Below are 25,584 nucleotides of genomic sequence, written 5' to 3'. Positions count from 1 at the left end.
CGCCCCGATGCAACACTGAACCTAATGGTTCAGTATTCGAGTCTCGATGCCACGTTCGCGGCGTTGTCGGACCCCACCCGGCGCGGGATCCTCCAGGACCTGCGTGCCGGACCGGCCTCGATCAGCGACCTGGCCGCCCGGTACCGGATGACGCCGACCGGGATCACCAAACACGTCCGGCTACTCGAGGAGGCAGGTCTCGTCGTCACCGAGAAGAAGGGCCGGGTGCGCTACTGCCGGCTCGGCACCAACCCGCTCGAGCGGGAGGCGGACTGGATCCGCAACCACCAGCAGATGATCGAGGGCCGCATGGACCGCCTCGCGGAGTTTCTCGACCGAACGAAAGGAACGTCATGACCACCACGAATCCCTCTGCTCCGCTTGCCGTTACGACGCCCAGCGAGCGCGAGATCCGGGTCGAGCGCGTCTTCGACGCCGACCGCGACCGCGTGTGGGCCGCCTACACCGAGCCCGAACTGCTCGCCCAGTGGTGGGGCCGGGGCAACCGGCTCGACGTCGAACGCTACGAGTTCGAACGGGGTGGACACTGGCGGTTCGTCGAGCACAGCGACGGCGAAACCCACGGGTTCGAAGGGCGATTCCGGGAGATCGCGCCCAAGGACCGCATTGTGCAGTCCTTCGAATGGGACGGGATGCCGGCATACGTCGCCATCGACACCGCGACGTTCGAGGACCTCGGCGACGGCCGCACCCGCGTGGTCACCGTCTCGCAGTTCCACACGCCCGAGGAACGCGACGGCATGCTGAACTCCGGCATGGCCGAGGGTCTCGGCCAGAGCTACGACGCGCTGGACGCGCTGCTCGCCCGGATGTGACCGCCGTCGGGCTCAGCGCCTCCCCGCGGTGCGGGGCTCAGCGACCGGAGGCGGTGTCGCCCTCCTCGTCGACCTCGTCGGACCCCGTGTCGACGAGGTCGGCGAACGCCGTGCCCGACACCGTCCCCCCGGTCCCGGGCAGGGTCACCGTCGGCCGGGCCCCCGGCTCGTACCGGCGCTGCATCTCCTCCGCCTGTTCCTTCGCGCGGCGCTTCGTGTCCTCGTCGATGTTCTCCAGCGGATCCTCGGGCCTGTGCTCGGTACTCAACGGTTTCGCTCCGATCCCCTCGCGGTGCACCTGGCCGCCGGTCGCCCGGCCCCCCTCACGATCCTCCGCATCGGCGCCCGGCACCACCCCCGCCGACGAATCGGCCGAGCCGGGCCGCGGAGACCCCGCGGACCAGTAGGCTCGTGCGCATGGCTGTATCGCCGATCCGAACCCCGAGGTAGGTGGCGCCATGGCAGAGCTCATCCTGGGCCCGGTCCTTCGGCACGTCGGTCGCAGCGACGCCACCGTGTGGGTGGAGACGTCGGACCCGTGCACCGTCGAGATTCTCGGCCACCGGGAGCGCACCTGGACCGTGGCCGGCCACCACTACGCACTGGTGGTGATCGAGGACCTCGAGCCCGGCTCGACCACTCCGTACGAGGTCCGCCTCGACGGCGATCCGGTCTGGCCGCACCCCGACTTCCCCGCGTCCGTCGTCCGCACCCTCAGCGACGACGGGCCGCTCGAACTGGCCTTCGGTTCGTGCCGGTTCGCCACCACGTCCGCCACCGAGAACGACGACAAGCTCGGCGCCGACGCCCTCGACGCATACGCGCAGCGCATGATGACCCGGACCCCGGACCGGTGGCCCGACGCGCTGCTGCTCCTCGGCGACCAGGTCTACGCCGACGAACTGTCCGAACAGACCCTCGCGCGGGTCCGCGAACACCACGACCTCGACGAGCCTCCCGGCCCGCAGGTCCGCAACTACGAGGAGTACACCTGGCTCTACGCCGAGTCGTGGTCCGATCCGCACGTGCGGTGGCTGCTGTCCACCGTCCCCACGTCGATGATCTTCGACGACCACGACGTGCACGACGACTGGAACACCTCGCAGTCCTGGCGCGACGAGGTCGAGGCCACCTCGTGGTGGGAGGAACGCATCGTCGGCGGGCTGGCGTCGTACTGGGTGTACCAGCACCTCGGCAACCTCGACCCCGTCCAACTGGCGGAGAACGCGCTGTACCAGCGCGTCCGGAAGGCAGACGGGGACGCCGAGCCGCTGCTGCGCGAGTTCGCGTCGGCCGCGGACGAGGAGGCCGACGGCGCGAAGGGCGCCCAGTGGTCCTACCGGCGCGACCTCGGGAGGGTGCGACTGCTCGTGATCGACTCGCGGTGCGGGCGGGTCCTGTCCGGCGGCCGGCGGGAGATGGTCTCGGACCCGGAGTTCTCCTGGATCGAGCGGCAGACCCAGGGCGACTACGACCACCTGCTCGTCGGGACGTCGCTGCCGTGGCTGCTGCCGCGGGCGCTGCACGACCTCGAATCCTGGGACGAGCGGCTCGCCGCCGGGGTGCGCGGGAATCGGGTCGCCCGCTGGGCGGAGACCGTCCGTCGCGGCGCGGATCTCGAGCACTGGGCGGCGTTCCGCGACTCGTTCGACCGGCTCGCCCGGCTCTTCGCCGACATCGGCCGGGGCCGTTGCACCGGACCGTCCGGCCGTCCCCCCGCGACGATCTGCGTGCTCTCGGGCGACGTGCACCACGCCTACGTCGCGCAGGCGCGGTTCCCGGATCCGATGCCGACCCGCGTGTACCAGCTGACCTGCTCGCCGCTGCACAACTACGTGCCCGCCGCGGTCCGGGCGGTGTTCCGCATCTCCTGGAGCCGGGCGATGGAACGGACCGTGCGCTTCGCGCTCGGGCGCGTGTCGGAGGTGCCGCCGGTGCCGATCGAGTGGACCAAGGCGACGGGACCGTTCTTCGGCAATCAGATCGCGACGCTGCGCCTGGCCGGCCGTGCCGCGCATCTGGTGCTGGAACGGGCCGGCCGGGTCCCGCACGGTCCCATCGGCTTCACCACCACCGCCGACCTCGTGCTGTCGACGCCGGACGAGACCACGTGACCCTGCGGACCGCGAGGCGGGTCCGGTGACGGGATCCGGCACGCGTTCCTGGTGGGGCTGGGGCACGGTCGAGGACGCGGTGCGCGGCGCCGAGCTGCGGGACCTGGTCGACCGTGCCTCGGCCCTGCTGCCCGGCGCCGACCTCACGGACCACCCGCCGCCCGACGTGCCGTCGCTCGGACTGCCGCCCCCGCGGATCGTTCCACCGGATTCCCTTGCGGCGCTGTGCTCCTCCGACCCGACGGACCGGGCCGCCCACACCCACGGGCGCGCGTTCCGGGATGTGGTCCGGAACCTGCTCGGCGACCTGCGCCATCCGCCCGACCTCGTCGTGCGGCCGACCGTCGAGGGCGAGATCGTGGACGTCCTGGACTGGTGTGCCCGGGTGCACGTCGCCGTGATTCCGTTCGGCGGCGGCACGTCCGTCGTCGGCGGTGTCGAGCCGCGGCTCGACGGCGACTTCTCCGGTGCGGTGAGCCTGGATCTCGGTGCCCTCGAAGGAGTTCGGGAGATCGACCGCACGAGCCGGGCGGCCCGCATCAGGGCGGGCACCCTGGGTCCCGCGCTCGAAGACGAACTGCGCCCGTCCGGTCTGACGCTGCGCCACTTCCCGCAGTCGTTCGAGTTCTCCACGCTGGGAGGCTGGCTGGCCACGCGTTCGGGAGGTCACTTCGCGACCGGATACACCCACATCGACGATCTGGTGGAGTCGATGCGGGTCGTCACCCCGGCGGGCACGTGCGAGTCGCGTCGCCTGCCCGGCTCGGGAGCGGGACCGTCGCCGGATCGCCTGTTCCTCGGTTCGGAGGGGGTCCTCGGTGTCGTCACCGAGGCCTGGATGCGGCTGCATCCGCGCCCCCGGTGGCGGGCGGATGCGTCGGTGCACTTCACCGACTACGGAGCGGCGGTGGCGGCGACCCGCGCCGTCGCCCAGTCCGGTCTCCGGCCCGCCAACTGCCGGTTGCTGGACCCCGTCGAGGCGTTCGTCAACGCGGCCACGCCGTCGGGGGGCGGTGTCCTCCTGCTCGCCTTCGAGTCGGCCGATCATCCCGTGGACGCCTGGATGGACCGCGCCGTCGAACTGTGCCGCGGGCACGGCGGCACCCTGCCGGAGGCGCCGCGGCGCACCGCGCCGGAGGCGCCGCGGCGCACCGGCTCGGCCGGCGACGAGAGGGACACGGACGCCGCGGGCAGGTGGCGGTCGTCGTTCCTGCGCATGCCGTACCTGCGCGACGCCCTCGCCGCGCGGTCGATGATCGTCGAGACCTTCGAAACCGCCTGCACGTGGGACACATTCGCTTCTCTGCGGGCGGCGGTGCACGACGCCGCGAACGACGCGATGCGCCGGGCGGGCGCGACGGGGGTGATCGCGTGCCGGTTCAGCCACGTGTACCCGGACGGCCCCGCACCCTACTTCGGCATCTACGCCGCGGGCCGGTGGGGCAGCACGGTGGCCCAGTGGGACGACATCAAGGCCGCCGTGTCGGAGGCGATCCTCGCTGCGGGCGGCACGATCACCCATCACCACGCGATCGGCCGGGATCACCGGCCCTGGTACGACCGTCAACGCCCCGAGCCGTTCGCGGCGGTCCTGCGGGCGGCCAAGTCGGCTCTCGACCCGGCGGGCATCCTGAACCCGGGGGTCCTGATCGGCCCGGTGGCATCCGCGCCGGACGGCCCTACGTCGTCGTGAACCGGTCCATGATCGAGCGGGCGCAGCGCACCACGGTGTCGCGGTCGTACGAGACGACGTAGTCGAACTCGCGGTCGAGGTCGGCGGTGCCGCGATGCAGGTCCACGGCCGACAGCACGCACGCGAAGTGCGGGCCGAGGACGACGACGTTCCACTCCTCGACGAGCGGGTCGTCCGGGTCGAGCGGCGCGTGGTGGATGCCCGCCTCCGCGTAGTGCCCGAGGCCCACGCCGTACACCCCGGCGTACGCGATCCGGTCCGCCATGTACTGCCACCGCGCGCGGGTGCGCTCACCGAAGTGCCGGGCGTACTGGAAGGTGCCGAGCACGATGGTCTCCGGGCCCGCGGCGCCGGCCTGCTTCTCGAGATTCGTGCTCATCGCGACCAGGAGGCGCTTGAGGCTGCGCACGGGCCGGCGCCCCACCGAGGCGATCGCGAACGGGGTGCGCGCCTCCTCCGGGCGGACGCTGCGGACGGGTGCGGGCGGGAAGGGGTCGATCCCCTCCTCGTCGAGTTGTTCCGGGGTGTCGACGGCGGGGTACAGCGCGCCGAGGCCGTACGTGGCCCCGAGCCCCAGGGCCCGTCGCCGGCACAGTTCCGAGTCGACGCCGTCCGCGATCACGAGCGCGCCCGTCCGCTCGACCTGGGCGGCCACGGCGTGCGCGGTACGGGCGGTGTCCGTGTCCGCACGATGGGCCAGCAGCCGCGCCGCGAGGATGATCACGTCCGGTTCGACGAGCGGCAACAGGGCCAGGGACTGCGGACGCGACCCGACCTCGTCGACCGCGACGACCTTGCCGCTGCGGCGGGCATCGGCCACCGCGCGCAGCGTCCGCGACGGGTTGGCCGTCAGGGACTCCTCCGTGATCACCACGACGTCGCGCCGCAATCCCTCCGAATCGGGAACGTCGAGGCTCTCGACCGACTCGAGGTCCATCGCCACCAGCGCGGGTACGTTCCGGACCGGCCTCGACTGCGCGACCGACCACTTGAGCCGGTCGAGGTGCCGCTTCTCGCTCATGGTCCGCGCCGCGACCCGCAGGGCCTCCGCGGTGGCGAGCGGCCCGTCCGCGGGGCCGCGCAACTGGACCTCCACCGCCGCGAGCGCGCCCGAGTCCAGCCGGCGCACCGGCGCGTAGGACGGCGTCACCTGCAGGCCCGCGGCCTCGGGATCCGCGTGCCGGGTGGGGTCGGAGAGGACGAACACCATGACCCCAGCGTCGCATGCGCGACCCGCTGCGCAAAGGCCGGTGCGGGCGACGGGCCCGGTCCCGACCTTCCCCAGCCGGGACCGGAGATCACACGACGGCGACCAGCACCGCGGCCAGCCCGCCGACGAGCAGCACCACCGAGATCCCGATCAGGAACGACCCGGCGATCGACGCCGCCACCAGTCCCCCACCGAGGCCGAAGAGCGTCAACAGAATCCACCCGACCCCGGGGCTCTCGACGAGCGGGGCGGCCCGCTCGGAGGACACGGTTCGCTCGGAGGACACGGTTCGCTCGGAGGACACGGTTCGCTCGGAGGACACGGTGGGGGATGCCGGTCTGGTCGCCATGGTCACGTCCCAACCTCGTGCGCACCGCACAGTCGTCGCCCGACCGTTGCTGCTGATGCTCCTGAGCCTGACGTGCTCGAGCATGCCCCCCTACGGTGACATTCCCACCCCTGCCGACATCACCGAACGGCAACAAACGGTCACGAATGAATAACAGACCCGGGAGGGTCTGCCTCGGATCCGGCGCCTCTCCGGGGGGCCCCGGTTCCGGTGAGGTTCGGTTCCGGAGAGGTTCGGTGCCGGAGAGGTTCGGTGCCGGAGAGGTTCGGTGCCGGAGAGGTTCGGTGCCGGAAGAGGTTCGGTTCAGCCCTCGGACGTCCCGCACGGGGCGAGTTCGAACACCGGGTGGCGGTCGGCCTCGGCCGCGAATTCCTCCGGGGAGGCATTCTTGTCGGCCTGGAAGTAGTCCCGGGTCGCGGATGCGATGGCCACGTACTTCTGCAGGACGGGTCCGGCCTCCCGCGCCGACACCTCCCGGATCGTGTAGTGACGGGTGCGGAACCTGCGGGTCAGGCCGATGCGGCCGGAAGCGCGCGCGTTGAGCACCCAGGGCACCACACCGTAGGGCGCTACCAGCCAACGTCGGCCCGCATGCTCGACGACCGTGACCGGGTTGGCGCGCTTCCGGCCGGTGCGACGACCCCGGGTGGTCAGCAGGTACGAGTGCGGGACGACGCCGGCCCGGACCAGCGCGCTCATCAGGGCGTTCTCCAGGCGATGAGCCCGGCCCCTGCGATACCGGCGGATCGGCCGCGCCGCGCCGGGGCGGTTCCCGGCGCCGGGCCCCTCGTCCGGAACCGGACGGTCGGGCTGGGCAGGGGAATTCACATCGCGGGAACTCACATCGCGCTCCTTTGCGCCGGAGATCGGGCGAGCAGGGTGCACGACTCCCACCACGGCCGCCGTCGTCGGATTCGTCCCACCGGAGATTTGCCCCCGGGCGCGGAAATGTCAACCTGCCCGAGACAGGTCGGTGACCGGGCATCGGGCGGGCGGGCATCGGCGGGCCGACGCCCCGGGTGCCTAAGGTGGGCCGCACAGGTGACCGCGGCGTGCCGCGCGGTCGAATCGAGGAGGAACCGACGATGAGTGCACGTACTCCCAGCGATCGCACCCCCAGCCAGTGGGAGGAGATCACCGCTGCCGATCCCGCGCATTCCACGTGGTACGTGGAGCGTTTCCGGTCGATGGCGGCGGAGGGCAAGGACATCGTCGGGGAGGCACGCCTGGTCGACGCGATGCTCGGCCGCGGCGGACGGGTCCTCGACGCGGGGTGCGGACCGGGCCGGCTCGGTGGCTATCTGCACGATGCCGGTCACGTGGTGGTCGGCGTCGATGTCGATCCGGTGCTGATCGCCGCCGCGGAGGAGGATCATCCCGGTCCGACCTGGCTCGTCGGTGATCTCGCCGAGCTGGATCTGCCGGCCCGCGGGGTCGCGGCCGATTTCGACGTCATCGTCTGCGCGGGCAACGTGATGACGTTCCTGGCGCCGTCCACCCGGGGTGCGGTACTGGCGAGCTTCGCCCGTCATCTCGCGCCCACCGGCCGGGCGGTCGTGGGGTTCGGGGCCAACCGGGGCTACGAGTTCCCGCAGTTCCTCGCCGACGCCGCAGCCAACGGTCTCGTGGTGGACCTGAAACTCTCGACCTGGGATCTGCGCCCGTTCACCGACGAGTCCGAGTTCCTGGTGGCGGTGATGTCGCGCGCAGACTGATCGCCGGCGTCAGGGCCGGACCAGCAGGCCCCCGATCACATCCCGCTGAATGTGTCCTCCCTCACATCGTGTTACCCGTCGGTAGGAGCCGGGTAGCCGAATCGTGTCACGTCGGTGAGCCCCATCGATGACATCGACCGAAGGAGCGAACGCACGATGACCAAGACCGACACCGCTACGTTGCTCACACAGCTGCGAGCACTGCTCGACCTGACCAACACCGAGATCCAGGTCGCCGAGACCCGCATTCCCCAGGCCCGCACCGACGCGGTCCGCCGCGAACTGACCGAGAACGCCGCCAACGGCCGGGCCCGCGCCGAAGCCATCGAGCGCACCGTCCGTGAGCTGGGCGGCCTGCCCGACGTCATCGGCCCGTTCGTCGGCCGCGCCGCCGCCGCGGTGAAGGCCATGGCCGAACAGGCCCAGCCGTTCGACGAGGCACTGCTGGGCGACCTCGCGCTCGAGCACCAGCTTCTCGACCGCGCCCGCTACCTCAAGGCCCTCGCCACGGCGGCCCAGGCCCCCGCGGTCGTCGGCCTGGCCGACCGGCTGATCACCGCCCACAGCGCGACCGTGGAGTGGCTGACCACCGTCCTGGCCGAGGATGCGCTCGGCGGACCCGCCGCGCTGCGGCGCACCCCGCTGCAGGCCGCCGCGGGCGCCGCGGTCCGCATCGTCAACCTGCCCGTGACGTGGTCCACGCGCGGTATCGACCGCGCGATCGACGCCGCCCGCTCGACGCGGCCCGCCCTCGGCGCGCTGCTGGCGCGCGGCGCCCACGCCGGCGACGTCGCCACGAAGACCCTGACGGCCAGCCGGGACGCCGCGCTCGAGACCGCCGAACGGATCACCCGCCGCGAAGGTGCGGACGGGACCGCCCGGGCGATCCACACGGCCCGCAGTGCCACCGGGATCCTCACTGCCGAGGAACTCCCGATCCCCGACTACGACAGCCTCAACGTCTCCCAGGCGGTCGCCGCCGTCAAGGAACTGACCGAACCGGCCGACGTGCGCGCGATCGTCGCGTACGAGGAGGCCCACAAGAACCGGCACGGCGTCGTGTCGGCCGCCCAGACCCGCCTGGCCGCCATCGCCCAGGAGGTCGTCGGGCTCCACTGATCACACGCCCCAGGAGATCGCCGGGTTCCGCGCCGCGGGGCCCGGCGGTCGCTTGTGAGCCGGGCAGTCCCGCGCGGGCGGGAATCTCCCCCGGTCCCATTGCGTACGTGGATGATTCGACGCACCGCGCGACCGGCTGCGAATCCCGGTGCCGGAAGGGATCAACCACGAACCACAGGACCCCCGGGCACCCTCGTCCCGGAAGCATCCGGTTTCGGACGTCGGCGGCACACCGAGGAATCTGCCGCATCGCCCCACGTCTCGTCGCGACCCGCGGCGGGACGAGACGGCAGGCGGTGGGATGATGACGGGCGTGCCGATGCCCTCACCGCTCCCCGTCAAGAACGGGGTCGGACCGACGCGCCTGCGCGTCCCGACGTCCGGTCCGTGGGCAACGATCGCCGCGTACGTCGTCGCGAGGTTCGACCACCTGGACGCCGACGACCTGTACCGGCGGTTCGACGCCGGCGAGATCGTGGGCTCCGACGGCAGTGCGATCGGTCGCGGCACCGCGCTGGGCGCGCATCGGTTCGTCTGGTACTACCGCGATCTGCCGGTGGAGGAACCGATGCCGTTCCACGAGGAGATCCTGCATGTCGACGACGACCTCGTCGTGATCGACAAGCCGCACTTCCTCCCGACCACTCCGGGCGGACGATACCTGCGCGAGTCCGCGCTCGTCCGGTTGCGGACCCGCCTCGACAACCCGGACCTGACGCCGATCCATCGACTCGACCGAGCGACCGCCGGCCTGGTGATGTTCTCGGCCCGTCCCGCGACGCGCGGCGCATACCAGTCGCTGTTCGAAAAGCGGCGGGTCGTCAAGGTTTACGAGGCGGTGTCGGCGCGACCGCCCGGGTGGGACCCGGACGCACCGGCGCTTGCCGGGCGCGCCCTGCCCATCGTCTACCGCAACCACATCGAGGCGCGGCGCGGGGAGTTACGGGTGGTCGTCGACAACTTCCGTGAGCCCAACGCCGAGACGGTGGTCGATGTGAGCGGGACCGGCGTGAGCGCCTCCGGACGTGCTGTGCTGCACACGGTTCTGCGTCCACACACCGGACGGATGCACCAGTTGCGGGTGCATCTGGCAGCGCTCGGCGCCGGGATCCTGGGCGACCGTTGGTATCCCGACCTGGTGCCCGAGGCCCCGGACGATCATTCCCTCCCACTCCAATTGCTCGCGCGGGAACTGGAGTTCAGCGATCCGCTGTCGGGGACGCCGCGACGGTTCGTCACCCGCCGGACGCTGAGCGAGGCACCCGTGCCGGGGCGCTGAGCGCCGCGCGCGGCCGGGTGACGTCGCGCTCGGCAACCCGGTGGACGCGACGGCCGAGGTCGCCGCCCGGATCGAGCAGTTGCGACGCGAGCAGAAGCGGTCGGCGCGGCGTCTCGCCCTCGGGCCGGCCACGGCATCGGGCACATCCACCACATCGTCACCGACACCGGCTCGTGAGCAGACGCCGAGCCGGTGCCGCCAACGTCGTGGCCTCATACATCTAGACGTTGAAGCGGAACTCCACGACGTCGCCGTCCGCCATCACGTAGTCCTTGCCCTCCATGCGGACCTTGCCCCGGGCCTTCGCCTCGGCCATCGACCCGGCCGAGTCGAGGTCCTCGAAGGAGACGACCTCGGCCTTGATGAAGCCCCGCTCGAAGTCGGAGTGGATGACGCCGGCGGCCTGCGGTGCGGTCGCACCCTGCGGGATGGTCCATGCACGAGCCTCTTTCGGCCCGGCGGTGAGGTAGGTCTGCAGGCCGAGAGTGTGGAAGCCGACGCGGGCGAGCGAGTGCAGGCCCGGCTCGGTCTGGCCGATGGACTCGAGGAGCTCCTGGGCCTCGTCGGGCTCGAGTTCGATCAGCTCGGATTCGACCTTCGCGTCGAGGAACACACAGTCGGCCGGGGCGACGGCCGCGCGGAGTTCCTGCTGCTTCGCCTCGTCGGTGAGCACCGCCTCGTCCGCGTTGAACACGTACAGGAACGGCTTGGTCGTCATGAGGTTCAGCTCGCGCAGCAGGCCGAAGTCGAGCGAGTCCTTCGCCGCGAACAGGGTCTTCCCCTCGTTGAGCACGCCCTGGGCCTTGACGGCCTCGTCGAACTGCGGCTTGAGTTCCTTGTTCTTCTTCGCCTCCTTCTCGAGGCGCGGCAGGGCCTTCTCCAGGGTCTGCAGGTCGGCGAGGATCAGCTCCGTCTCGATGATCTCGATGTCCGCGAGCGGATCGACGCGGCCGTCGACATGGACGACGTCGTCGTCGGCGAACACCCGCACGACCTGGCAGATGGCCTCGGCCTCCCGGATGTTGGCGAGGAACTTGTTGCCGAGCCCGGCACCCTCGGAGGCGCCCTTGACGATGCCGGCGATGTCGACGAACGACACGGTCGCGGGCAGGATCCGCTGCGACCCGAAGATCTCGGCGAGCCGCTCCAGCCGCGGATCCGGCAGTTCGACGACGCCGACGTTCGGCTCGATGGTGGCGAACGGGTAGTTCGCGGCAAGCACTTCGTTCTTGGTCAGCGCGTTGAACAGCGTCGACTTTCCGACGTTGGGAAGACCGACGATTCCGAGGGTTAGGCTCACGGAATCGATATTCTACGTGGTCGCGGTCGCGCCCCTTCCATCCCCACGGCGTGCGACGGCCACCAGCCACTCGGCGTCGTCGTGCCACGGCCGCAGGTCCCAGGTGGCGAAGCGGTGCTCGAGGCTCAGGCCGGCGGCCGCGAGGTCGGCGGCGAACTGCGACGGGCGGTATGCCGCGCCGGTGGTGAAGCCGGCGACGAACACCCCACCGGGACGCAGATGCGTGGCGATCCGCTCGAGCACGGTCCGCTCCGAACCGGGCGCGAGGAACACCATCACGTTGCCGGCCGAGACCACCGCGTCGAACCGCTCGCCCGGCAGATCCAGCTGTGCCAGGTCGGCGAGATGCACGGTCAGCTCCGGGTGCGCCCGGGCCTCCTCCACGAGCACCGGGTCGAGGTCGACGGCGGTCACGCTGTGGCCACGCCGGGCCAGCTCGAGCCCGACACGGCCGGTGCCGCAGCCGGCGTCGAGGATCCGCGCGCCGCGCGGAACGAGCACGTCGACGAACCGGGCCTCCCCGTGCAGATCCGTCCCCGCATGGGCAAGCTCGGCGAACCGCTCGATGTAGGCCCGGGAATCCCCGGCACTGCGCTCGGACTGCCATCGCGTCGCGGACATGGGCCCGATGCTAGCCCGGGCCGCGGGCGTCAGCAGGCGACGCGGACGAGCTGCGAGATCCGGCCGGCCTGCTCCTCGGTGGGAGCGGTGTCCCCGTTCTGTGCCAGCTCCCCGACCTTCGCGATCACCTCCTGATCGCTCGCGCCGGAGTCGATCAGCGGACACGTCTCGATGACGATCGCCTCGATGGAGGCGTCGTCGCGGTCGGCGGCGAGGTTGGGATAGCCCGTGCGGAACGCGGCGACGAACGTCGCGAGCTTCGCCTCGTCGAAGGCGCCGCGCGCCCGCTCGGCCACGCTCGACGCGGCGGAGGCGAGGCTCGAGGCCGCCCCGCCGAGCGTCGTGCGCGCCGCATCGGATTCGTTCGACGCGTCGTCACCGGAACTGCAGGACACGAGCACGACGGCCGCGGCACCCGCGGCCAGCACGGCGGTGAGCTTCCTCATGATCAGAGCCTGCCACGATCCGGGTGTTCGCGCCGGTGAACCGCCCCGCGGGGCGCGGTTCCCGTAGATTGCAGACGAGCCCGATCCACGTCGTCGAGAGCATCGGAAGGACCGTCCGTTGAGCGATGTGCAGAGCACCGAGCGGAAGCCACCGGCACCGAAACCGGACCGCACCACGCTGATCGCCTCCGGCGGGTTGACGCTGGCGAAGTGGTCGGCGGCGTTGGTGGTGATCGCGGCGGGCGCACTGGTCATCGGCTGGATCATCGAGAAGATGTGGGTGATCGTCCTGCCCGTGGCGCTGGCGATCGTCATCGCCACGATGCTGTGGCCGCCCACCCGCGGCATGATGAAGCGCGGCGTGCCGCCGGCGGCCGCGGCGGGCCTGACCCTGTTCCTGTTCTTCGCGATTCTCGGCGGCATCATCGCCGGCATCGTCCCGTCGGTGGTGGCGCAGGCGCCGGAGCTTGCGAACAAGACCACCGACGGCATCAACAAGGTGCTGGACTGGGTGCAGGGCCCCCCGGTCAATCTGAAGGACGAGCAGCTCGAGAACGCCACGCAGGTGGTGATCGACAAGGTCCAGGAGAGCGGCGCGACCATCGCCAGCGGCGTGTTCACCGGTGTCAGCACGGCCGGTTCCCTGCTGGTGACGATCGGTCTGGTACTCGTCCTGGTGTTCTTCTTCATCAAGGACGGCCCGCGGTTCATCCCGTGGGTGCACGCCGTCGGCGGCGGTCGCGCCGGGCGGCACCTCGAGGAGGTGCTGATCCGGATGTGGAACACCCTCGGCGGTTTCATCCGCACCCAGGCGCTCGTCAGCTTCATCGACGCGTTCTTCATCGGCCTGGGGTTGGTCATCCTCGGGGTGCCCCTCGCGCCCGTGCTGGCGATCCTCACGTTCATCGGCGGGTTCATCCCGATCGTGGGTGCCTTCGTCGCCGGAGCGCTCGCCGTCCTCGTGGCGCTGGTCGCGAACGGTCTGACCACCGCGATCATCGTTCTCGTCATCATCATCGCGGTGCAGCAGCTCGAGGGGAACGTGCTGCAGCCCGTGCTGCAGTCACGCAGCATGCACCTGCACGCGGTGGTGGTGCTGCTCGCCGTCACCGCCGGGACGTCGCTGTTCGGGATCATCGGCGCGTTCCTCGCCGTCCCCGTCGCGGCCGTCGCCGCGGTGGTGCTGCGCTACGTCGGCGAGCAGATCGACGAACGCAGCGCCGCGCCGGAGGAGCCCGAAACTGCCGGGGAGGAGACCCCGGCGCTGCCGCCGGGACCGGCGGCAGCCGAGCCGGGCCCGGCCTGATCGGCGGGGCTCAGCTCGCGATCTCCACCGTGGATCCGGTGCGGCCGCGCACGACGTGCAGGCGGCTGGGGATGCGCTGACGCATCTCGTCGACGTGGCTGACCACGCCGACGACGCGGCCGCCGGCGCGTAGCTCGTCGAGCACCCCCATCACCGCGTCGAGCGCGTCGGCGTCGAGCGTGCCGAACCCCTCGTCGATGAACATCGTGTCGAGCACCAGTCCCCCGGATTCGGCGGCGACGACGTCCGCGAGCCCGAGGGCCAGCGCCAGCGACGCCTGGAACGACTCGCCGCCCGAGAGGGTCTTCGTCGACCGCACCGCACCGGTGTACTCGTCGTGGATGTCGAGGCCGAGGCCGCCGCGCTTGCCGTGCGTGCCGGCGGCATCGGTGTGCACGAACTCGTAGCGGCCACCGGACATGCGCCGCAGCCGCACCGACGCCGACTCGGCCACCTCCTCGAGGCGAGCCGCGAGGACGTACGAACGCAGCGACATCTTGCGCGTGTTCTGCCCGGTGCCCGCGACGACGTCGGCGAGCGCCGCGAGTTCGGCCTGCTCGTCCCGCAGCGGCACCAGCTTGGCGTACTCCTCTTCGAGGCGCGCCGCGAACTTCTCGATGTCGGCGTGGCGCCGCTCGGCCTCGGAGGCCGCGGACACCGCCGCGGCCAGCGCGGCCGCGCTCCGGGTGACCGCCGCCTCCGGTTCCGTCAGGTCCACCGGGTCGTCGCCGACCCGGGCGGTCTCCGGGTCGTCGAGCACGGCCTGCGCGGCCGCACGCCGGTCCGCCGCCGCGCGCAGGGCCTGCTCGATCTCGCGGAGGCGCGAATCGGGGCGCACCGCCGAGAGTGCCTGCTCGATGCTCGCGAACCCGGCCCGTTCGGCGGCTGCCGCCGCCTCCTGGGCCCGCTCGCGCGCGACCGTCGCGGCGTTCGCGGCCCGCACCCGGGCGTCGAGCAGGTTCGCCGCGGCGCCGGCGAGCGCCGCGATCCGACGTCGGCGGGCGGCGAGGGAGTCCTCGGCACCGGCCGCCGTGGTGATGCGGGTGCGGATCTCGTCGGCCTCTGCCGCGGCGCTCTCCTCGCGGTGCGCGGCCTGGGCGACTTCGACGTCCACCGCGTGCGCCTGCTCGCGCAGGTCCGCGTCGAGCCCGCGCAGCCGGGCGATCTCGCCGCGATGGCGCTCGCGTTCGGCGGCGGTGGCCGCCGTCGCGGCGTGCGTGGCGGCGGCCGCGGCCCGCATCCCGGTGAGCGTGTCGAGACCGGCGTCACCGCAGCGCTGCCGCAGCACCGCGACGGTGTTGGCCGCGTCCGCGACCGCCGCCTGCGCCCGCGTCAGTTCCGCGGCGGCTCGCTGCTCGGCCTCCCGGGCGGCGTCCTCGTCCGCCTTGGTCGCGGTGTCCGAGGCGGGCCGGGCCGGGTTCGGGTGCGCCGTGGCTCCGCACACCACGCACGGACGCCCGTCGACCAGATCGGTGGCCAGCTCGGCGGCCATCCCGGCGATGCGGCGCTCGCGCACGTCGAGCAGGGCGGTGCGGGCGTCGTGGTGTGCGTCGCGCAGGGCGACGACCTCGTCCTCGAGGCGTCGCAGCCGGGGGGCCCGGTCCTGGAGTTCGGTGGCGGCCGCGAGGGCGTCGGTGGCCCGCGCCAGTTCGGCCTCGAGCCGGGGCAGGGTGGCCGCGGCCCGCTCGGACCGGCGCGCGGCCTCCTCCGCGGCGTCGCGGCGGCCCGGAAGTCCCTCCAGTTCCGCGGCGATCCGCTCGGCGCGCACGGCCAGGTCGCGCCGCTGCTGCTGCAGGGCGACGCGGTCGGCCTCGAGCCGGGTCAGGCGCTGCTCCTGTTCGAGCAGGGCGTCGAGGCGGACCACCTCTGCCGACCACCGCTGTTCGTGGGGGCGGATCAGAGCGCGGTCGGTTTCGGCGGGGGAACCGTCGAGCTCGGCGACGAGGGCCTGTCCCTCCCCGTCGGCGGCGAGCGGGGCGGCCGCGGCCACCGCGGCGGCGTGTGCGACAGCGGCGGCCTCCGCAGCGCGGCGCGCGTCGCGGGCGACGTCGACGACCGGCGCCGCCCGCCGGGCCGTCTCGAGTTCCGTGGACAGGGTCTGCAGCTCGCCGGCCGCGGCATCGAGGTCGGCGAGTTCGGTGACCGCGCGGGCGCGTCGTTCCTGGCACCGTCGCAGCTCGGTCGCCTCGGCGAGGACCGCCCGGTCGCGGGTGTCGTCGGCGCGCGCGACGTCGAGCGCCGCGAGCGCGAGATCGCGGCTCTCGGCGGCGTCGTCGCGCAGCCGGTGCGCCCACACGACCGGTTCGGCGTCGGCGCCGGCCTCGAGGCCGGCCGCGGCGCTGACCTTGGCGAGCAGCAGGTCGACGGCGCGTTGCTGTTCTTCGAGGCGTTTGGCGGCGGTGCTGCGGCGGTCCTTGAACCAGCGCTCGACGGAGCCGAATCGCGTGGTGTCGAACAGCCGCTCGAGCAGCTTGCCGCGGTCCTCGCTGTCGGCGCGCAGGAACTTCGCGAACTCGCCCTGCGGCAGCAGCACCACCTGGAAGAACTGCTCGGCACTCATCCCGAGCAGGCGCCGGACGGCCTCCCCGATGTCGGGCAGCCGCGAGAGGTGCTCGCCCGAGCCGTCGAGCCAGGTCAGGCTCGCCTTGGCATTCTGCTTGACGGTCCCGGTCCCGCGCAGCTTCGGGCGCTCGTAGTCGGGGCTGCGCACGATCCGCAGCCGCCGGCCCGCGATGGTCGCCTCGAGACTCACCTGCGGTGCGGTGCCGGCGGGGGCGTGGTCCGACAGCAGCCGGCGTCCGTCGGCGCGGGCTCCGGGCACCGTGCCGTACAGGGCGAACGCCACCGCGTCGAGAATGGAGGTCTTGCCGGCGCCGGTGCGGCCGTGCAGCAGGAACAGCCCGTCCGCGCCGAGCTCGTCGAAGTCCACCCGCACGGTGTCGGCGAACGGCCCGAACGCGGTGATCTCCAGCTGGTGCAGCCTCACGCGGACGCCTCCCCCGGTGCGACGGTCTGCTCGGTCCCGACGCCCGCGGCACGGTCGACGTCGCGCAGCGCCTGCTGCACCCAGCGCAGCTCCCGCTCGGACGGCTCCGATCGCACATCGGCCAGGAATCCGCGAGTGACGTCGAGGTCGCTTCGGCCGCGCACCTTCTGCCGGTAGGTGACGGTCGATGCCGCGACGGGTGGTTCCCACTCGACGTGGACGGCACGGGGGAAACGGGACTGCAGCCGACGCATCGCGTCGAGGGGGCGCACGGCGTCGGTGAGGACGGCCGAGACGTAGTGGTCTTCCGCCCCGGTGTGCGCGACGTCGGTGAGCAGGTCGTCGAGGACGCCGGTGAGACGGCTCAGGCCCCGCACGACCGGCAGGTCGACGCGCTCGACGGCCGCCCGCCCGGTGGCGTCCAGATCGACGAGCCACACGGCCTTGCGGTGGGTGCGTTCGCCGAACGAGTACGGCAGCGGCGAGCCCGAGTAGCGGATGTGCTCGGCGACGGTCTGTGGGGAGTGGAGGTGACCGAGCGCGACGTAGTCGACGCCGTCGAACGCCGACGCCGGGACGGTTTCGACGCCGCCGACCGAGATCGACCGTTCGGAGCCGGCGGCCTCGGCGCCGACGACGAAGGCGTGGGCGAGCACCACTGCGCGAACGCCGCGGGCGCGCGCGTCGGCGCGGACCCGGTCCATCGCCGCCCCGAGGATCTCCGCGTGCGAGCGGGCCTCGGGCACCCCCAGTTCGGCGCGGGTGATCTCCGGCTCCAGATAGGGGATGCCGTAGAAGGCGACGGTGCCGTAGGCGTCGTCGAGCAGGACGGGCCGGTCGACCTGGGAGACCCGGGTGATCAGGTGCAGCCCGCCCTCGGCGGCGAATGCCGCGGCGGCGCCGAGACGGACGGGCGAGTCGTGGTTGCCGGACGTCGCGACGATGACGGCGCCGGCCCGGCGGATCGCCTCGAGTCCCGCGTTGCACACCGCGACGGCATCCGCGCTCGGGATGGACCGGTCGTAGACGTCGCCGGCCACCACCACCACGTCGACGCGCCGCTCGGCGACGAGGTCGGCGAGGGCAGCGAGGGCCTGCGCCTGGTCGGACAACAGGTCCACGCCGTGGAAGGTGCGGCCGATGTGCCAGTCCGAGGTGTGCAGGATCCGCATGCCGTCAGACCGTAGAGCAGCGCACCGACACGACATCTCCCGGTCCGGGTGAGCCTGTCGGTCGTCTCGGGCATCATGCGCACCATGACGGCACTCACGGCACTCGCGTTGCTCGCCGCCCTCGCACTCGGCGCGGTTCTCGGCTGGTTGCTGCACGCCGCGCGCAGCGGCGACCGCGCCGCGCGGGCGGAGGCCCAGCTCGCGGCCCTGCGCGAGAACGAAGCGCAACTACGGCAGGCGCTCGGTGCCGTGAGCGAGGATTCCGCCCGCCGGCATTCCGGTGCGATCGGCGAGCAGGTCTCACGTCTCGTCGGGCCGTTGCAGGAGGCGGTGGGAGCCCTCGCGCGGCAGGTGGAGCACGTCGAGCGGAACCGGGTGCACGCCTACGCCGGCCTGACCGAGCAGGTCGAGGGCATGCACCGCGCCTCGCAGCTGCTCTCGACGCAGACGCAGCAGCTGGTGACGGCCCTGCGCGCCCCGCAGGTGCGCGGACGATGGGGCGAGATCCAGCTCGAACGCGTGGTCGAGCTCGCCGGGATGGTGCGGCACTGCGACTTCGACACCCAGGTCGCCAAGGACGGGGTGCGCCCGGATCTGCTGGTGTATCTCGCCGGCGGCAAGCAGATCGTCGTGGATGCGAAGGTGCCGTTCGCCGCCTATCTCGACGCCGCCCAGGAGGAGGACGTCGCCCGGCGGGACCAGCACCTGGTGCGGCACGCCCGCCAGGTGCGCACGCATATCGATCAGCTCTCGGCGAAGGCCTACTGGGAGTCGTTCGATCCGACGCCCGAGTTCGTGGTGCTGTTCGTCCCCGGCGACCCGTTCCTCGATGCGGCGCTGGCCGCGGATTCGGAGCTGCTCGAGTACGCGTTCGCCCGGAACGTGATCCTGGCCACCCCCACCACCCTCGTCGCGCTGCTGCGCACCATCGCGCACACGTGGCGGCAGGAGGCCCTGTCGAAGGAGGCCGCGACGATCCACCAGCTCGGCCGGGAGCTGTACCAGCGGATCGGCGTCGTCGGGGGGCACCTCGATCGGCTCGGATCCCAGCTGGGCAAGGCCGTCGACTCGTTCAATCTGACCGTCGCGTCGATGGAGTCCCGGGTGGCGGTGACGGCGCGGAAGCTGAGCGAACTGGAGATCTTCGACGGCGAGCACCCGGAGGTGCGACCGGTCGACGCGTGGCCGCGCCGCACGACTCCGACCGACATCTCCGAGTCCGGCGGTCCTGTCGACGAAGCAAGTTGACCCGATGGGTCTAGTGTCGACATGTGTCTGCAACGCAACGTGCTCGCTCGGCGGTGCCGCTCGACATGCGGTCGGTGGCGCCCACTGTGCCTGGCGTCCCGTGGTGGGGCGCGATCCTCGTCGCGGCGGGCTCGACCCTGCTCGGCTTCCTCATCGACGCGGCACGCGGTAACGAGCTCGGCTCGGCGTTCTCCGCGTTCTACGTGCTCGGATGCATCGCGGCGGTGGCGGCCGTGCAGCACCGGGCGCTGTTCACGGCGATGGCGCAGCCGCCGCTGCTGCTCCTCGTCGCCGTCCCGATCGCGCAGGAGTTCCTCGTCGAATCCGGCGGCGGCGGCCTGAAGGATCTGGCGCTCAACGTCGCGTATCCGCTGGTGAACCGCTTCCCCGTGATGCTCACCGCCACGGTGGCGGTCCTGGTCGTCGGCGGCCTGCGGATCTTCCTGAGCCGGCCCCCGGTGCCGGCTCCGGCCCGAGCGGGCAGGAGGAGCGCACGCGCGGCAGCGCGTGCGGCCAAGGCCCCGTCGCGGGCCGCGCAGCAGGACCGCGACACCGCCGTGCCTGCGAAGCCGGCGCGGGGCCGTCGCGGGCGCCCGGCCGCGCGGCCGCCCGCCTCCACCAAGGCCAGCGTGCGGCAGGTGGCGGACACGCGCGACAACCCGGTGGTGCGGCGCCGCACCACGGCCCCGGCCCCGGCTCCGGACGCGGTCCGTCGCGGCGCAACCGAACCGGCCGCGGCACGTGACGTCGCCGACCGGCCGCGGCGCAGCGAACCGGCACCGCGACGGGCCGCCGAGGCCCGCCGGGAATACGACCGGCGCGGCGACCACCGGACCCGCACCGACCGGCCCTACGAGCGGGGCGATGTTCCCCCGCCGCCCCGCAGGCAGTCCCCGGTTCCGGAGACCCCGGAATACCGGCGGCCCCGGGTGCGCTACCGGGACCGGTACGAGGACTGAGCGTGCCCGATCAGGCGCGCCGCGCGGAGCGCAGTTCCCGGGGCAGCGCGAACACCAGGGTCTCGTTGGCCGTGGTCACCGACTGCACGTCGGCGAAGCCGTGCTCGGCGAGCAGGTCGATCACGCCGCGCACCAGAACCTCCGGCACCGATGCGCCCGAGGTGATCCCGACGGTCTGCACGCCCTCGAGCCAGGCCGGGTCGACCTCGCGGGCGTAGTCGACGAGATGCGCGGCCCGGGCACCGGCACCCAGCGCCACCTCCACGAGCCGCACCGAGTTCGACGAGTTGCGCGAGCCCACGACGATGACGAGGTCGCATTCGGGCGCCATCGCCTTGACCGCCACCTGCCGATTCTGGGTGGCGTAGCAGATGTCGTCGCTCGGGGGGTCCTGCAGCAGGGGGAACTTCGTGCGCAGCCGCTGGACCGTCTCCATGGTCTCGTCGACGCTGAGGGTGGTCTGCGACAGCCAGATCACCTTGGCCTCGTCGCGCACGGTGACGTGGTCGACCGCGTCGGGCCCGTCGACGAGCTGGACGTGGTCGGGAGCCTCGCCGGCGGTGCCTTCCACCTCCTCGTGACCCTCGTGACCGATGAGCAGGATGTCGTAGTCGTCGCGGGCGAAGCGCTTGGCCTCCTGGTGCACCTTCGTCACCAGCGGGCACGTGGCATCGATGGTGCGCAGGTTGCGTTCGGCGGCGGAGGCGTGCACCGCGGGCGAGACACCGTGCGCCGAGAACACCAGCACCGCGCCCGCCGGCACCTGGTCGGTCTCGTCGACGAAGACCACGCCACGCTCGGCGAGGGTCTCGACCACGTGACGGTTGTGGACGATCTCCTTGCGGACGTAGATCGGGGCACCGTGCTTCTCGAGTGCCTTCTCCACCGTTTCGACGGCCCGGTCGACGCCGGCGCAGTACCCGCGCGGCTCGGCGAGCAGGACGCGCTTACCGGCAGCAGGTGAACCGGCCGACCGAGTGATTCCGACTTCGAGGGGAACAGGCGCAGACATGCCTCCAGGGTACGGGCCGTTCGCGGGGTCGGCCCTCGTCGGCTACCAATCGGGCGGCACGTGAGGCAGTCTGTTTCTCATGATCCGTCCACCGTTCATGGCGCGGGTGGCGGCCGGGCTGGCCGTCACCGCGTACGAAGAGACCCTCAAGCTGCCGTCCACCGCGGTCGCGCTGCCGATGACCACGGTCAGCCAGATCCTTCAGACAACGATGCGGATCCAGCAGACGATGACGTCGCTCGCCATCAAGGGCGACCAGCTGTTCGAGCTGCTCGGCGCGGCCCCCGCCGAGGAGCCGTCGTGGGCCACCTTCGACGACGACGCCGAGGTGCCGGCGGGCACTGCCGAGATGTCGACCGCCGCAGCGCCGGGGCGGTTCGCGCTCTACTCGATGCCGCCGGCCGCGGAGGCCGCGGTGCCGGTGGCCGCCGGCCCGAAGGCGGGCAAGTCCCCCGTCGCCGAGACGGAGACCGCCGGCTCCGGCGCCGCCGAGACCGGGTCGCCCGCCGAGTCCACCGCCGCGAAGATCAGCGCCGGCAAGACCGCCGTCGGCGGCGCCGACGCGGCCGGGGGCAAATCCGCGAAGAAGGCGGCGAAGAAGACAGCCGCCGGGAGCGCGGCAGGATCCGAGGTGCCCGAGATCGTCGAACTGCTCGACTACCCGTCGCTGACCCTGGCACAGCTGCGGGCCCGGATGCGCACCCTGTCGGTCGAGGACCTGCGGGCGCTGCTCGAGTACGAGAGCGCCACGCGCGCACGCGACCCGTTCGAGACCATGCTGTCCAACCGGATCGCGAACGCAAGCACCAAGTGACCTCCGCGCCCACGGTCACCCCGTCCAACTCCGCGGAGCATCCGTGGCCGGTCCGGACCGTCTCGCAGAAGGTCGCCGGCTGGATCGACCGGCTCGGTTCGGTCTGGGTGGAGGGCCAGATCACCCAGCTCAACGTGCGTCCCGGCACCCGCACCGCGTTCCTCACGTTGCGGGATCCGTCGGCGGACATGTCGCTGTCGGTGACGTGCTCGCCGCAACTGGTGCAGAACTCCCCCGTACCGCTCACCGAGGGCAGCCGGGTGGTGATGTTCGGCAAGCTGTCGTTCTGGACCGGCCGCGGCACCCTCGCCCTGCGGGTCACCGAGATCCGCGCCGTCGGTATCGGCGAACTCCTCGCCCGCATCGAGCGGCTGCGTGCGCTGCTCGCGGCCGAGGGACTGTTCGACCCTCGGCTCAAGCGGCCCCTGCCGTTCCTGCCGCAGCGGATCGGTCTGATCACCGGGCGCGCGAGCGCCGCCGAGCGGGACGTGCTCAGCGTCGCGCAGCGCCGATGGCCGGCCGTCCGTTTCGAGATCCGCAACACCGCCGTCCAGGGGCCCACCGCGGTCCCGCAGATCCTGGATGCGCTCGAGGAACTCGACGCCGACCCGTCCGTCGACGTCATCGTGCTCGCGCGCGGCGGCGGCAGCGTGGAGGACCTGCTGCCGTTCTCGGACGAGGCGCTGTGCCGCGCGATCGTCCGGTGCACGACGCCGGTGGTCAGCGCCATCGGGCACGAACCGGACAGCCCGCTGTCCGACCACGTCGCCGACCTGCGGGCGGCGACCCCCACCGACGCCGCCAAACGGATCGTGCCGGACGCGGTGGCCGAACAGGACCTGGTGGACGAGCTACGAGGGCGGTCGGCGGCGGCGCTGCGGAACTGGGTGCGCCGGGAGGAGCACGTGATCGAGCAGTTGCGCAGCCGGCCGGTGCTCGCAGACCCCCTGCGCACCGTCGACCGGCGAAGCGAGGAGATCGAGCGGCTGCGGCAGTGCGCCCGTCGCGACGTGACCCGCGCGATCGACGCCGAGGCCGCCCGGATCGAGCACCTCGGTGCGCGGCTCGCGACCCTCGGTCCCGCCGCCACCCTCGCCCGCGGCTACGCGGTGGTCCAGCGGGTGGTCCCCGACGGGGATCCGGAGGTGCTGCGGTCGGCCGGCGACGCACCGCCCGGCACCCAGCTGCGGGTGCGGGTCACCGACGGGGCGCTGCGCGCCGCCGTCATCGGACGAGAGAAGTGACGGGGAACGGATGAGCGAGACGAAGACCACGGCCGCGAGCGGCCCGAAGGACACGGCCGCGAGCGGCCCGAAGACCACCTCCGCGAGCGGCCCGAAGACCACCTCCGCGAGCGGCCCGAACGACGACGTGGCGGAGTTCGGCTACGAGCGTGCGCGCGACGAACTGGTCAACGTGGTCAAGATGCTCGAACAGGGTGGCTTGGACCTGGACGATTCGCTGGCGCTGTGGGAACGGGGCGAGGCGCTCGCGCGGCGCTGCGAGGAGCATCTCGCCGGTGCCCGGCAGCGTGTGGAGACCGCGCTGTCGCACGCCGACGACGACGAGGAGTGAGCGGAGCGGCTGCTAGGGCTGCAGCGGTTCGGCCGCACCCGCGGCGGTCGCCAGCTCGCGGAACTCGGCCTCGTCGCCGGAGCCGCCGATGAGGATCCGGACGTCGCCGAAGTCGGACACCCACAGCGGTTCGACGCCCTCGCCGCCGTAGACCACCCAGTCGCGGCCGGCGAGGCTCTGCGCCCCGGTCGCGGTACGCGGCTCCCCGGCGACGAACCGCACCAGCTCGTCCTCCCCCGCATTCGACTGGGTGAACCGCACGTACCGGCCGTCAGGGGTGATGAATCCGACGGTGCTCGAATCGCCACCCTGCTCGCCGGTGATGATGCTGCGGCTGCCGGAGTTGGCCTGCCAGTCCTCGGGCACCTTCGGCTGCCGGATCGGGAAGTCCAGCTCGCGGGCGTCGTACTTCAGGCCGGCGTCGACGTCGAAGCTGGGCACGGGTCCCGCCGTGGGGCCGCCGGGGCTGAAGGAGCATTGGCTGGCGATCGCGGCCACGACGACCATGATCAGCAGAAGCGGGATCAGCGACCACGCCATGTCGCGCGTGTCGTGGAGAATGCGGGGTTTCTGGGAGGCCACGCTTCCAGTCTGACAGCCGTCCGCACCGATACCCGCACGTGGCCGGGTCCGAGCCCCGCCGACGGGGCGGTGATGAGAGAATTACCACTCGAAACCATCGGAACCCGGCGGCTGTCCCCTCGGCGGCCGTCCCGCGTCGGCGTCCGCGCCGACCGACTGCATCAGGAGGCAGTAGCCCATGACGGCCAGCACCCCGACCCGCCGCCAGGCCCCGGACCGCAATCTCGCCCTCGAGCTGGTGCGTGTCACCGAGGCCGCGGCGATGGCTGCGGGCCGCTGGGTCGGCCGCGGTGACAAGGAAGGCGGCGACGGCGCCGCCGTCGACGCCATGCGTCACATGGTCAGCTCGGTGTCGATGCGCGGCGTCGTCGTGATCGGTGAGGGCGAGAAGGACGAGGCGCCCATGCTCTACAACGGCGAGGAGGTCGGCAACGGCGACGGCCCGCTGTGCGACGTGGCGGTCGACCCGATCGACGGCACCACCCTGATGGCGAAGGGTGCGCCCGGCTCCATCGCGGTGCTCGCCGTCGCCGAGCGCGGCGCCATGTTCGACCCGTCCGCCGTGTTCTACATGGACAAGATCGCCGTCGGCCCGGAGGCCGCGGACGTCATCGACATCACCGCGCCCGTCGCCGAGAACATCAGCCGGGTCGCGAAGGCGAAGCACTCGGAGATCTCCGACATCACCGTCACGATCCTCGACCGTCCCCGGCACGCGCAGCTCATCAGCGATGTGCGCGCGACCGGCGCGCGCATCCGCCTGATCTCCGACGGTGACGTCGCCGGCGCGATCGCCGCGGCGCGCCCGGGTTCGGGTGTCGACATGCTGCTCGGCATCGGCGGCACCCCGGAGGGCATCATCGCCGCGGCCGCGATGCGCTGCATGGGTGGCGCGCTGCAGGGCCGGCTGGCGCCGAAGGACGACGCGGAGCGGCAGAAGGCAATCGACGCGGGCCACGAACCGGGCCGCGTGCTGACCACCACGGACCTGGTCAAGGGTGAGAACATCTTCTTCTGCGCGACCGGCGTCACCGACGGCGAACTCGTCAAGGGTGTCCGCTACTACGGCGGCGGCGCGACGACGCAGTCGATCGTGATGCGCAGCAAGTCCGGCACCGTCCGGATGGTCGAGGCGTACCACCGTCTGAAGAAGCTCAGCGAGTTCACGTCGATCGATTTCCACGGCGTCGCGGGGGCCGTTCCTCCCATGCCGTGACCCGCTTCGCGGTCGTGGTGTCCTTTCGGATC

At 72.2% G+C, this 25,584-nt stretch carries 25 protein-coding genes; 14 read left to right on the top strand and 11 right to left on the bottom strand.

Going from position 1 to position 25,584, the window contains the following annotated elements:
- Positions 1–24: 24 nt before the first annotated feature.
- Positions 25–357 carry a metalloregulator ArsR/SmtB family transcription factor gene (locus HFP48_RS08630; RefSeq protein WP_043799194.1) on the top strand — a complete coding sequence of 111 codons (333 nt, stop codon included), beginning with the start codon at positions 25–27 and terminating at the stop codon, positions 355–357.
- Positions 354–836: an SRPBCC family protein gene (locus HFP48_RS08625; protein ID WP_006948019.1), complete on the top strand. Its 483-nt coding sequence runs from the start codon at positions 354–356 to the stop codon at positions 834–836. The genes HFP48_RS08630 and HFP48_RS08625 overlap by 4 nt, the downstream gene beginning before the upstream one ends.
- Positions 837–873: 37 nt before the next feature.
- Here HFP48_RS08625 and HFP48_RS08620 read toward each other — a convergent pair whose 3' ends face one another.
- The gene (locus tag HFP48_RS08620) at positions 874–1,074 is read right to left on the bottom strand and encodes a hypothetical protein (RefSeq protein WP_260502470.1); all 201 of its coding nucleotides are present in this window, start codon (positions 1,072–1,074) and stop codon (positions 874–876) included.
- 220 nt (positions 1,075–1,294) lie between these two features.
- Here HFP48_RS08620 and HFP48_RS08615 point away from each other — a divergent pair, with 220 nt between their 5' ends.
- Positions 1,295–2,950 carry an alkaline phosphatase D family protein gene (locus HFP48_RS08615; RefSeq protein WP_168579356.1) on the top strand — a complete coding sequence of 552 codons (1,656 nt, stop codon included), beginning with the start codon at positions 1,295–1,297 and terminating at the stop codon, positions 2,948–2,950.
- Between the two features lie 25 nt (positions 2,951–2,975).
- Positions 2,976–4,643 carry an FAD-binding oxidoreductase gene (locus HFP48_RS08610; protein WP_168579355.1) on the top strand — a complete coding sequence of 556 codons (1,668 nt, stop codon included), beginning with the start codon at positions 2,976–2,978 and terminating at the stop codon, positions 4,641–4,643.
- Here the strand turns inward: HFP48_RS08610 and HFP48_RS08605 are convergent.
- From HFP48_RS08605 to HFP48_RS08595, 3 genes are all read right to left on the bottom strand, one after another.
- Positions 4,630–5,853, bottom strand: coding sequence for an EAL domain-containing protein (locus HFP48_RS08605; RefSeq protein ID WP_072634694.1), 1,224 nt, complete (start codon positions 5,851–5,853; stop codon positions 4,630–4,632). The genes HFP48_RS08610 and HFP48_RS08605 overlap by 14 nt on opposite strands.
- Positions 5,854–5,941: 88 nt before the next feature.
- The gene (locus HFP48_RS08600; protein ID WP_037201496.1) at positions 5,942–6,139 is read right to left on the bottom strand and encodes a hypothetical protein; all 198 of its coding nucleotides are present in this window, start codon (positions 6,137–6,139) and stop codon (positions 5,942–5,944) included.
- A 366-nt stretch (positions 6,140–6,505) separates the two neighbouring features.
- Entirely contained in the window at positions 6,506–7,045 is a 540-nt protein-coding gene (locus HFP48_RS08595) for a nitroreductase family deazaflavin-dependent oxidoreductase (protein ID WP_231385873.1), read from the bottom strand.
- Positions 7,046–7,287: 242 nt separating this feature from the next.
- Between HFP48_RS08595 and HFP48_RS08590 the strand changes: the two genes are divergently transcribed.
- From HFP48_RS08590 to HFP48_RS08580, 3 genes are all read left to right on the top strand, one after another.
- Complete coding sequence (locus tag HFP48_RS08590; protein ID WP_044475844.1) at positions 7,288–7,917, top strand: class I SAM-dependent methyltransferase; 630 nt, start codon at positions 7,288–7,290, stop codon at positions 7,915–7,917.
- Positions 7,918–8,073: 156 nt separating this feature from the next.
- Positions 8,074–9,036 carry a ferritin-like domain-containing protein gene (locus tag HFP48_RS08585; RefSeq protein ID WP_168579354.1) on the top strand — a complete coding sequence of 321 codons (963 nt, stop codon included), beginning with the start codon at positions 8,074–8,076 and terminating at the stop codon, positions 9,034–9,036.
- A 301-nt stretch (positions 9,037–9,337) separates the two neighbouring features.
- Positions 9,338–10,315, top strand: a complete 978-nt coding sequence (locus tag HFP48_RS08580; protein WP_044475843.1) for a pseudouridine synthase — start codon at positions 9,338–9,340, stop codon at positions 10,313–10,315.
- Between the two features lie 220 nt (positions 10,316–10,535).
- On the opposite strand, the gene ychF is transcribed toward HFP48_RS08580, so the two are convergent.
- From ychF to HFP48_RS08565, 3 genes are read right to left on the bottom strand one after another with little or no spacing between them, the layout of a single operon-like run.
- A complete protein-coding gene (ychF, locus tag HFP48_RS08575; protein WP_006934885.1) occupies positions 10,536–11,615 on the bottom strand; it encodes a redox-regulated ATPase YchF in 1,080 nt (359 codons plus the stop codon).
- A gap of 12 nt (positions 11,616–11,627) precedes the next feature.
- Positions 11,628–12,236, bottom strand: a complete 609-nt coding sequence (locus tag HFP48_RS08570; RefSeq protein ID WP_006934884.1) for a class I SAM-dependent methyltransferase — start codon at positions 12,234–12,236, stop codon at positions 11,628–11,630.
- A gap of 29 nt (positions 12,237–12,265) precedes the next feature.
- Complete coding sequence (locus HFP48_RS08565) at positions 12,266–12,682, bottom strand: hypothetical protein (RefSeq protein ID WP_029542247.1); 417 nt, start codon at positions 12,680–12,682, stop codon at positions 12,266–12,268.
- A gap of 127 nt (positions 12,683–12,809) precedes the next feature.
- Between HFP48_RS08565 and HFP48_RS08560 the strand changes: the two genes are divergently transcribed.
- The gene (locus tag HFP48_RS08560) at positions 12,810–13,988 is read left to right on the top strand and encodes an AI-2E family transporter (RefSeq protein ID WP_043799175.1); all 1,179 of its coding nucleotides are present in this window, start codon (positions 12,810–12,812) and stop codon (positions 13,986–13,988) included.
- 10 nt (positions 13,989–13,998) lie between these two features.
- Here the strand turns inward: HFP48_RS08560 and HFP48_RS08555 are convergent, their stop codons facing one another.
- Entirely contained in the window at positions 13,999–16,974 is a 2,976-nt protein-coding gene (locus HFP48_RS08555; RefSeq protein ID WP_168579353.1) for an SMC family ATPase, read from the bottom strand.
- Positions 16,971–18,146 (bottom strand): exonuclease SbcCD subunit D, encoded by a 1,176-nt coding sequence (locus HFP48_RS08550; protein ID WP_168579352.1) that lies wholly within the window; start codon positions 18,144–18,146, stop codon positions 16,971–16,973. The genes HFP48_RS08555 and HFP48_RS08550 overlap by 4 nt, the downstream gene beginning before the upstream one ends.
- Before the next feature lie 84 nt (positions 18,147–18,230).
- Between HFP48_RS08550 and HFP48_RS08545 the strand changes: the two genes are divergently transcribed.
- Positions 18,231–19,394 carry a DNA recombination protein RmuC gene (locus HFP48_RS08545; RefSeq protein WP_029542241.1) on the top strand — a complete coding sequence of 388 codons (1,164 nt, stop codon included), beginning with the start codon at positions 18,231–18,233 and terminating at the stop codon, positions 19,392–19,394.
- A gap of 53 nt (positions 19,395–19,447) precedes the next feature.
- The gene (locus tag HFP48_RS08540) at positions 19,448–20,353 is read left to right on the top strand and encodes a DUF6542 domain-containing protein (protein ID WP_050034828.1); all 906 of its coding nucleotides are present in this window, start codon (positions 19,448–19,450) and stop codon (positions 20,351–20,353) included.
- A gap of 10 nt (positions 20,354–20,363) precedes the next feature.
- Here the strand turns inward: HFP48_RS08540 and HFP48_RS08535 are convergent, their stop codons facing one another.
- Entirely contained in the window at positions 20,364–21,365 is a 1,002-nt protein-coding gene (locus tag HFP48_RS08535) for a 4-hydroxy-3-methylbut-2-enyl diphosphate reductase (protein ID WP_006932912.1), read from the bottom strand.
- Positions 21,366–21,444: 79 nt separating this feature from the next.
- On the opposite strand from HFP48_RS08535, the gene HFP48_RS08530 reads away from it, so the two are divergent.
- From HFP48_RS08530 to HFP48_RS08520, 3 genes are all read left to right on the top strand, one after another.
- Positions 21,445–22,179: a lipid droplet-associated protein gene (locus HFP48_RS08530; RefSeq protein ID WP_050034827.1), complete on the top strand. Its 735-nt coding sequence runs from the start codon at positions 21,445–21,447 to the stop codon at positions 22,177–22,179.
- Positions 22,176–23,423: an exodeoxyribonuclease VII large subunit gene (gene xseA, locus HFP48_RS08525; RefSeq protein ID WP_168579351.1), complete on the top strand. Its 1,248-nt coding sequence runs from the start codon at positions 22,176–22,178 to the stop codon at positions 23,421–23,423. The genes HFP48_RS08530 and xseA overlap by 4 nt, the downstream gene beginning before the upstream one ends.
- 127 nt (positions 23,424–23,550) lie before the next feature.
- Positions 23,551–23,754, top strand: coding sequence for an exodeoxyribonuclease VII small subunit (locus HFP48_RS08520; protein WP_037201491.1), 204 nt, complete (start codon positions 23,551–23,553; stop codon positions 23,752–23,754).
- A 12-nt stretch (positions 23,755–23,766) separates the two neighbouring features.
- Here HFP48_RS08520 and HFP48_RS08515 read toward each other — a convergent pair whose 3' ends face one another.
- Positions 23,767–24,336 carry a DUF4245 domain-containing protein gene (locus HFP48_RS08515; RefSeq protein ID WP_072634681.1) on the bottom strand — a complete coding sequence of 190 codons (570 nt, stop codon included), beginning with the start codon at positions 24,334–24,336 and terminating at the stop codon, positions 23,767–23,769.
- Positions 24,337–24,514: 178 nt separating this feature from the next.
- Between HFP48_RS08515 and glpX the strand changes: the two genes are divergently transcribed.
- Positions 24,515–25,552, top strand: a complete 1,038-nt coding sequence (gene glpX, locus HFP48_RS08510; RefSeq protein ID WP_006932905.1) for a class II fructose-bisphosphatase — start codon at positions 24,515–24,517, stop codon at positions 25,550–25,552.
- Positions 25,553–25,584: the final 32 nt, after the last annotated feature.

The organism is Rhodococcus sp. DMU1 (assembly GCF_012272955.1).
In the GTDB taxonomy this organism is placed as follows: Bacteria; Actinomycetota; Actinomycetes; order Mycobacteriales; family Mycobacteriaceae; genus Rhodococcus; species Rhodococcus aetherivorans.
This window is presented reverse-complemented; position numbering and strand designations above follow the sequence as displayed.

Coding starts and splice junctions, on each gene's coding strand:
- HFP48_RS08630 (WP_043799194.1), top strand. CDS start 25: ATGGTTCAGTATTCGAGTCTCGATGCCACGTTCGCGGCGTTGTCGGAC.
- HFP48_RS08625 (WP_006948019.1), top strand. CDS start 354: ATGACCACCACGAATCCCTCTGCTCCGCTTGCCGTTACGACGCCCAGC.
- HFP48_RS08615 (WP_168579356.1), top strand. CDS start 1,295: ATGGCAGAGCTCATCCTGGGCCCGGTCCTTCGGCACGTCGGTCGCAGC.
- HFP48_RS08605 (WP_072634694.1), bottom strand. CDS start 5,853: ATGGTGTTCGTCCTCTCCGACCCCACCCGGCACGCGGATCCCGAGGCC.
- HFP48_RS08590 (WP_044475844.1), top strand. CDS start 7,288: ATGAGTGCACGTACTCCCAGCGATCGCACCCCCAGCCAGTGGGAGGAG.
- HFP48_RS08585 (WP_168579354.1), top strand. CDS start 8,074: ATGACCAAGACCGACACCGCTACGTTGCTCACACAGCTGCGAGCACTG.
- HFP48_RS08580 (WP_044475843.1), top strand. CDS start 9,338: ATGATGACGGGCGTGCCGATGCCCTCACCGCTCCCCGTCAAGAACGGG.
- HFP48_RS08570 (WP_006934884.1), bottom strand. CDS start 12,236: ATGTCCGCGACGCGATGGCAGTCCGAGCGCAGTGCCGGGGATTCCCGG.
- HFP48_RS08565 (WP_029542247.1), bottom strand. CDS start 12,682: ATGAGGAAGCTCACCGCCGTGCTGGCCGCGGGTGCCGCGGCCGTCGTG.
- HFP48_RS08550 (WP_168579352.1), bottom strand. CDS start 18,146: ATGCGGATCCTGCACACCTCGGACTGGCACATCGGCCGCACCTTCCAC.
- HFP48_RS08545 (WP_029542241.1), top strand. CDS start 18,231: ATGACGGCACTCACGGCACTCGCGTTGCTCGCCGCCCTCGCACTCGGC.
- HFP48_RS08535 (WP_006932912.1), bottom strand. CDS start 21,365: ATGTCTGCGCCTGTTCCCCTCGAAGTCGGAATCACTCGGTCGGCCGGT.
- HFP48_RS08530 (WP_050034827.1), top strand. CDS start 21,445: ATGATCCGTCCACCGTTCATGGCGCGGGTGGCGGCCGGGCTGGCCGTC.
- glpX (WP_006932905.1), top strand. CDS start 24,515: ATGACGGCCAGCACCCCGACCCGCCGCCAGGCCCCGGACCGCAATCTC.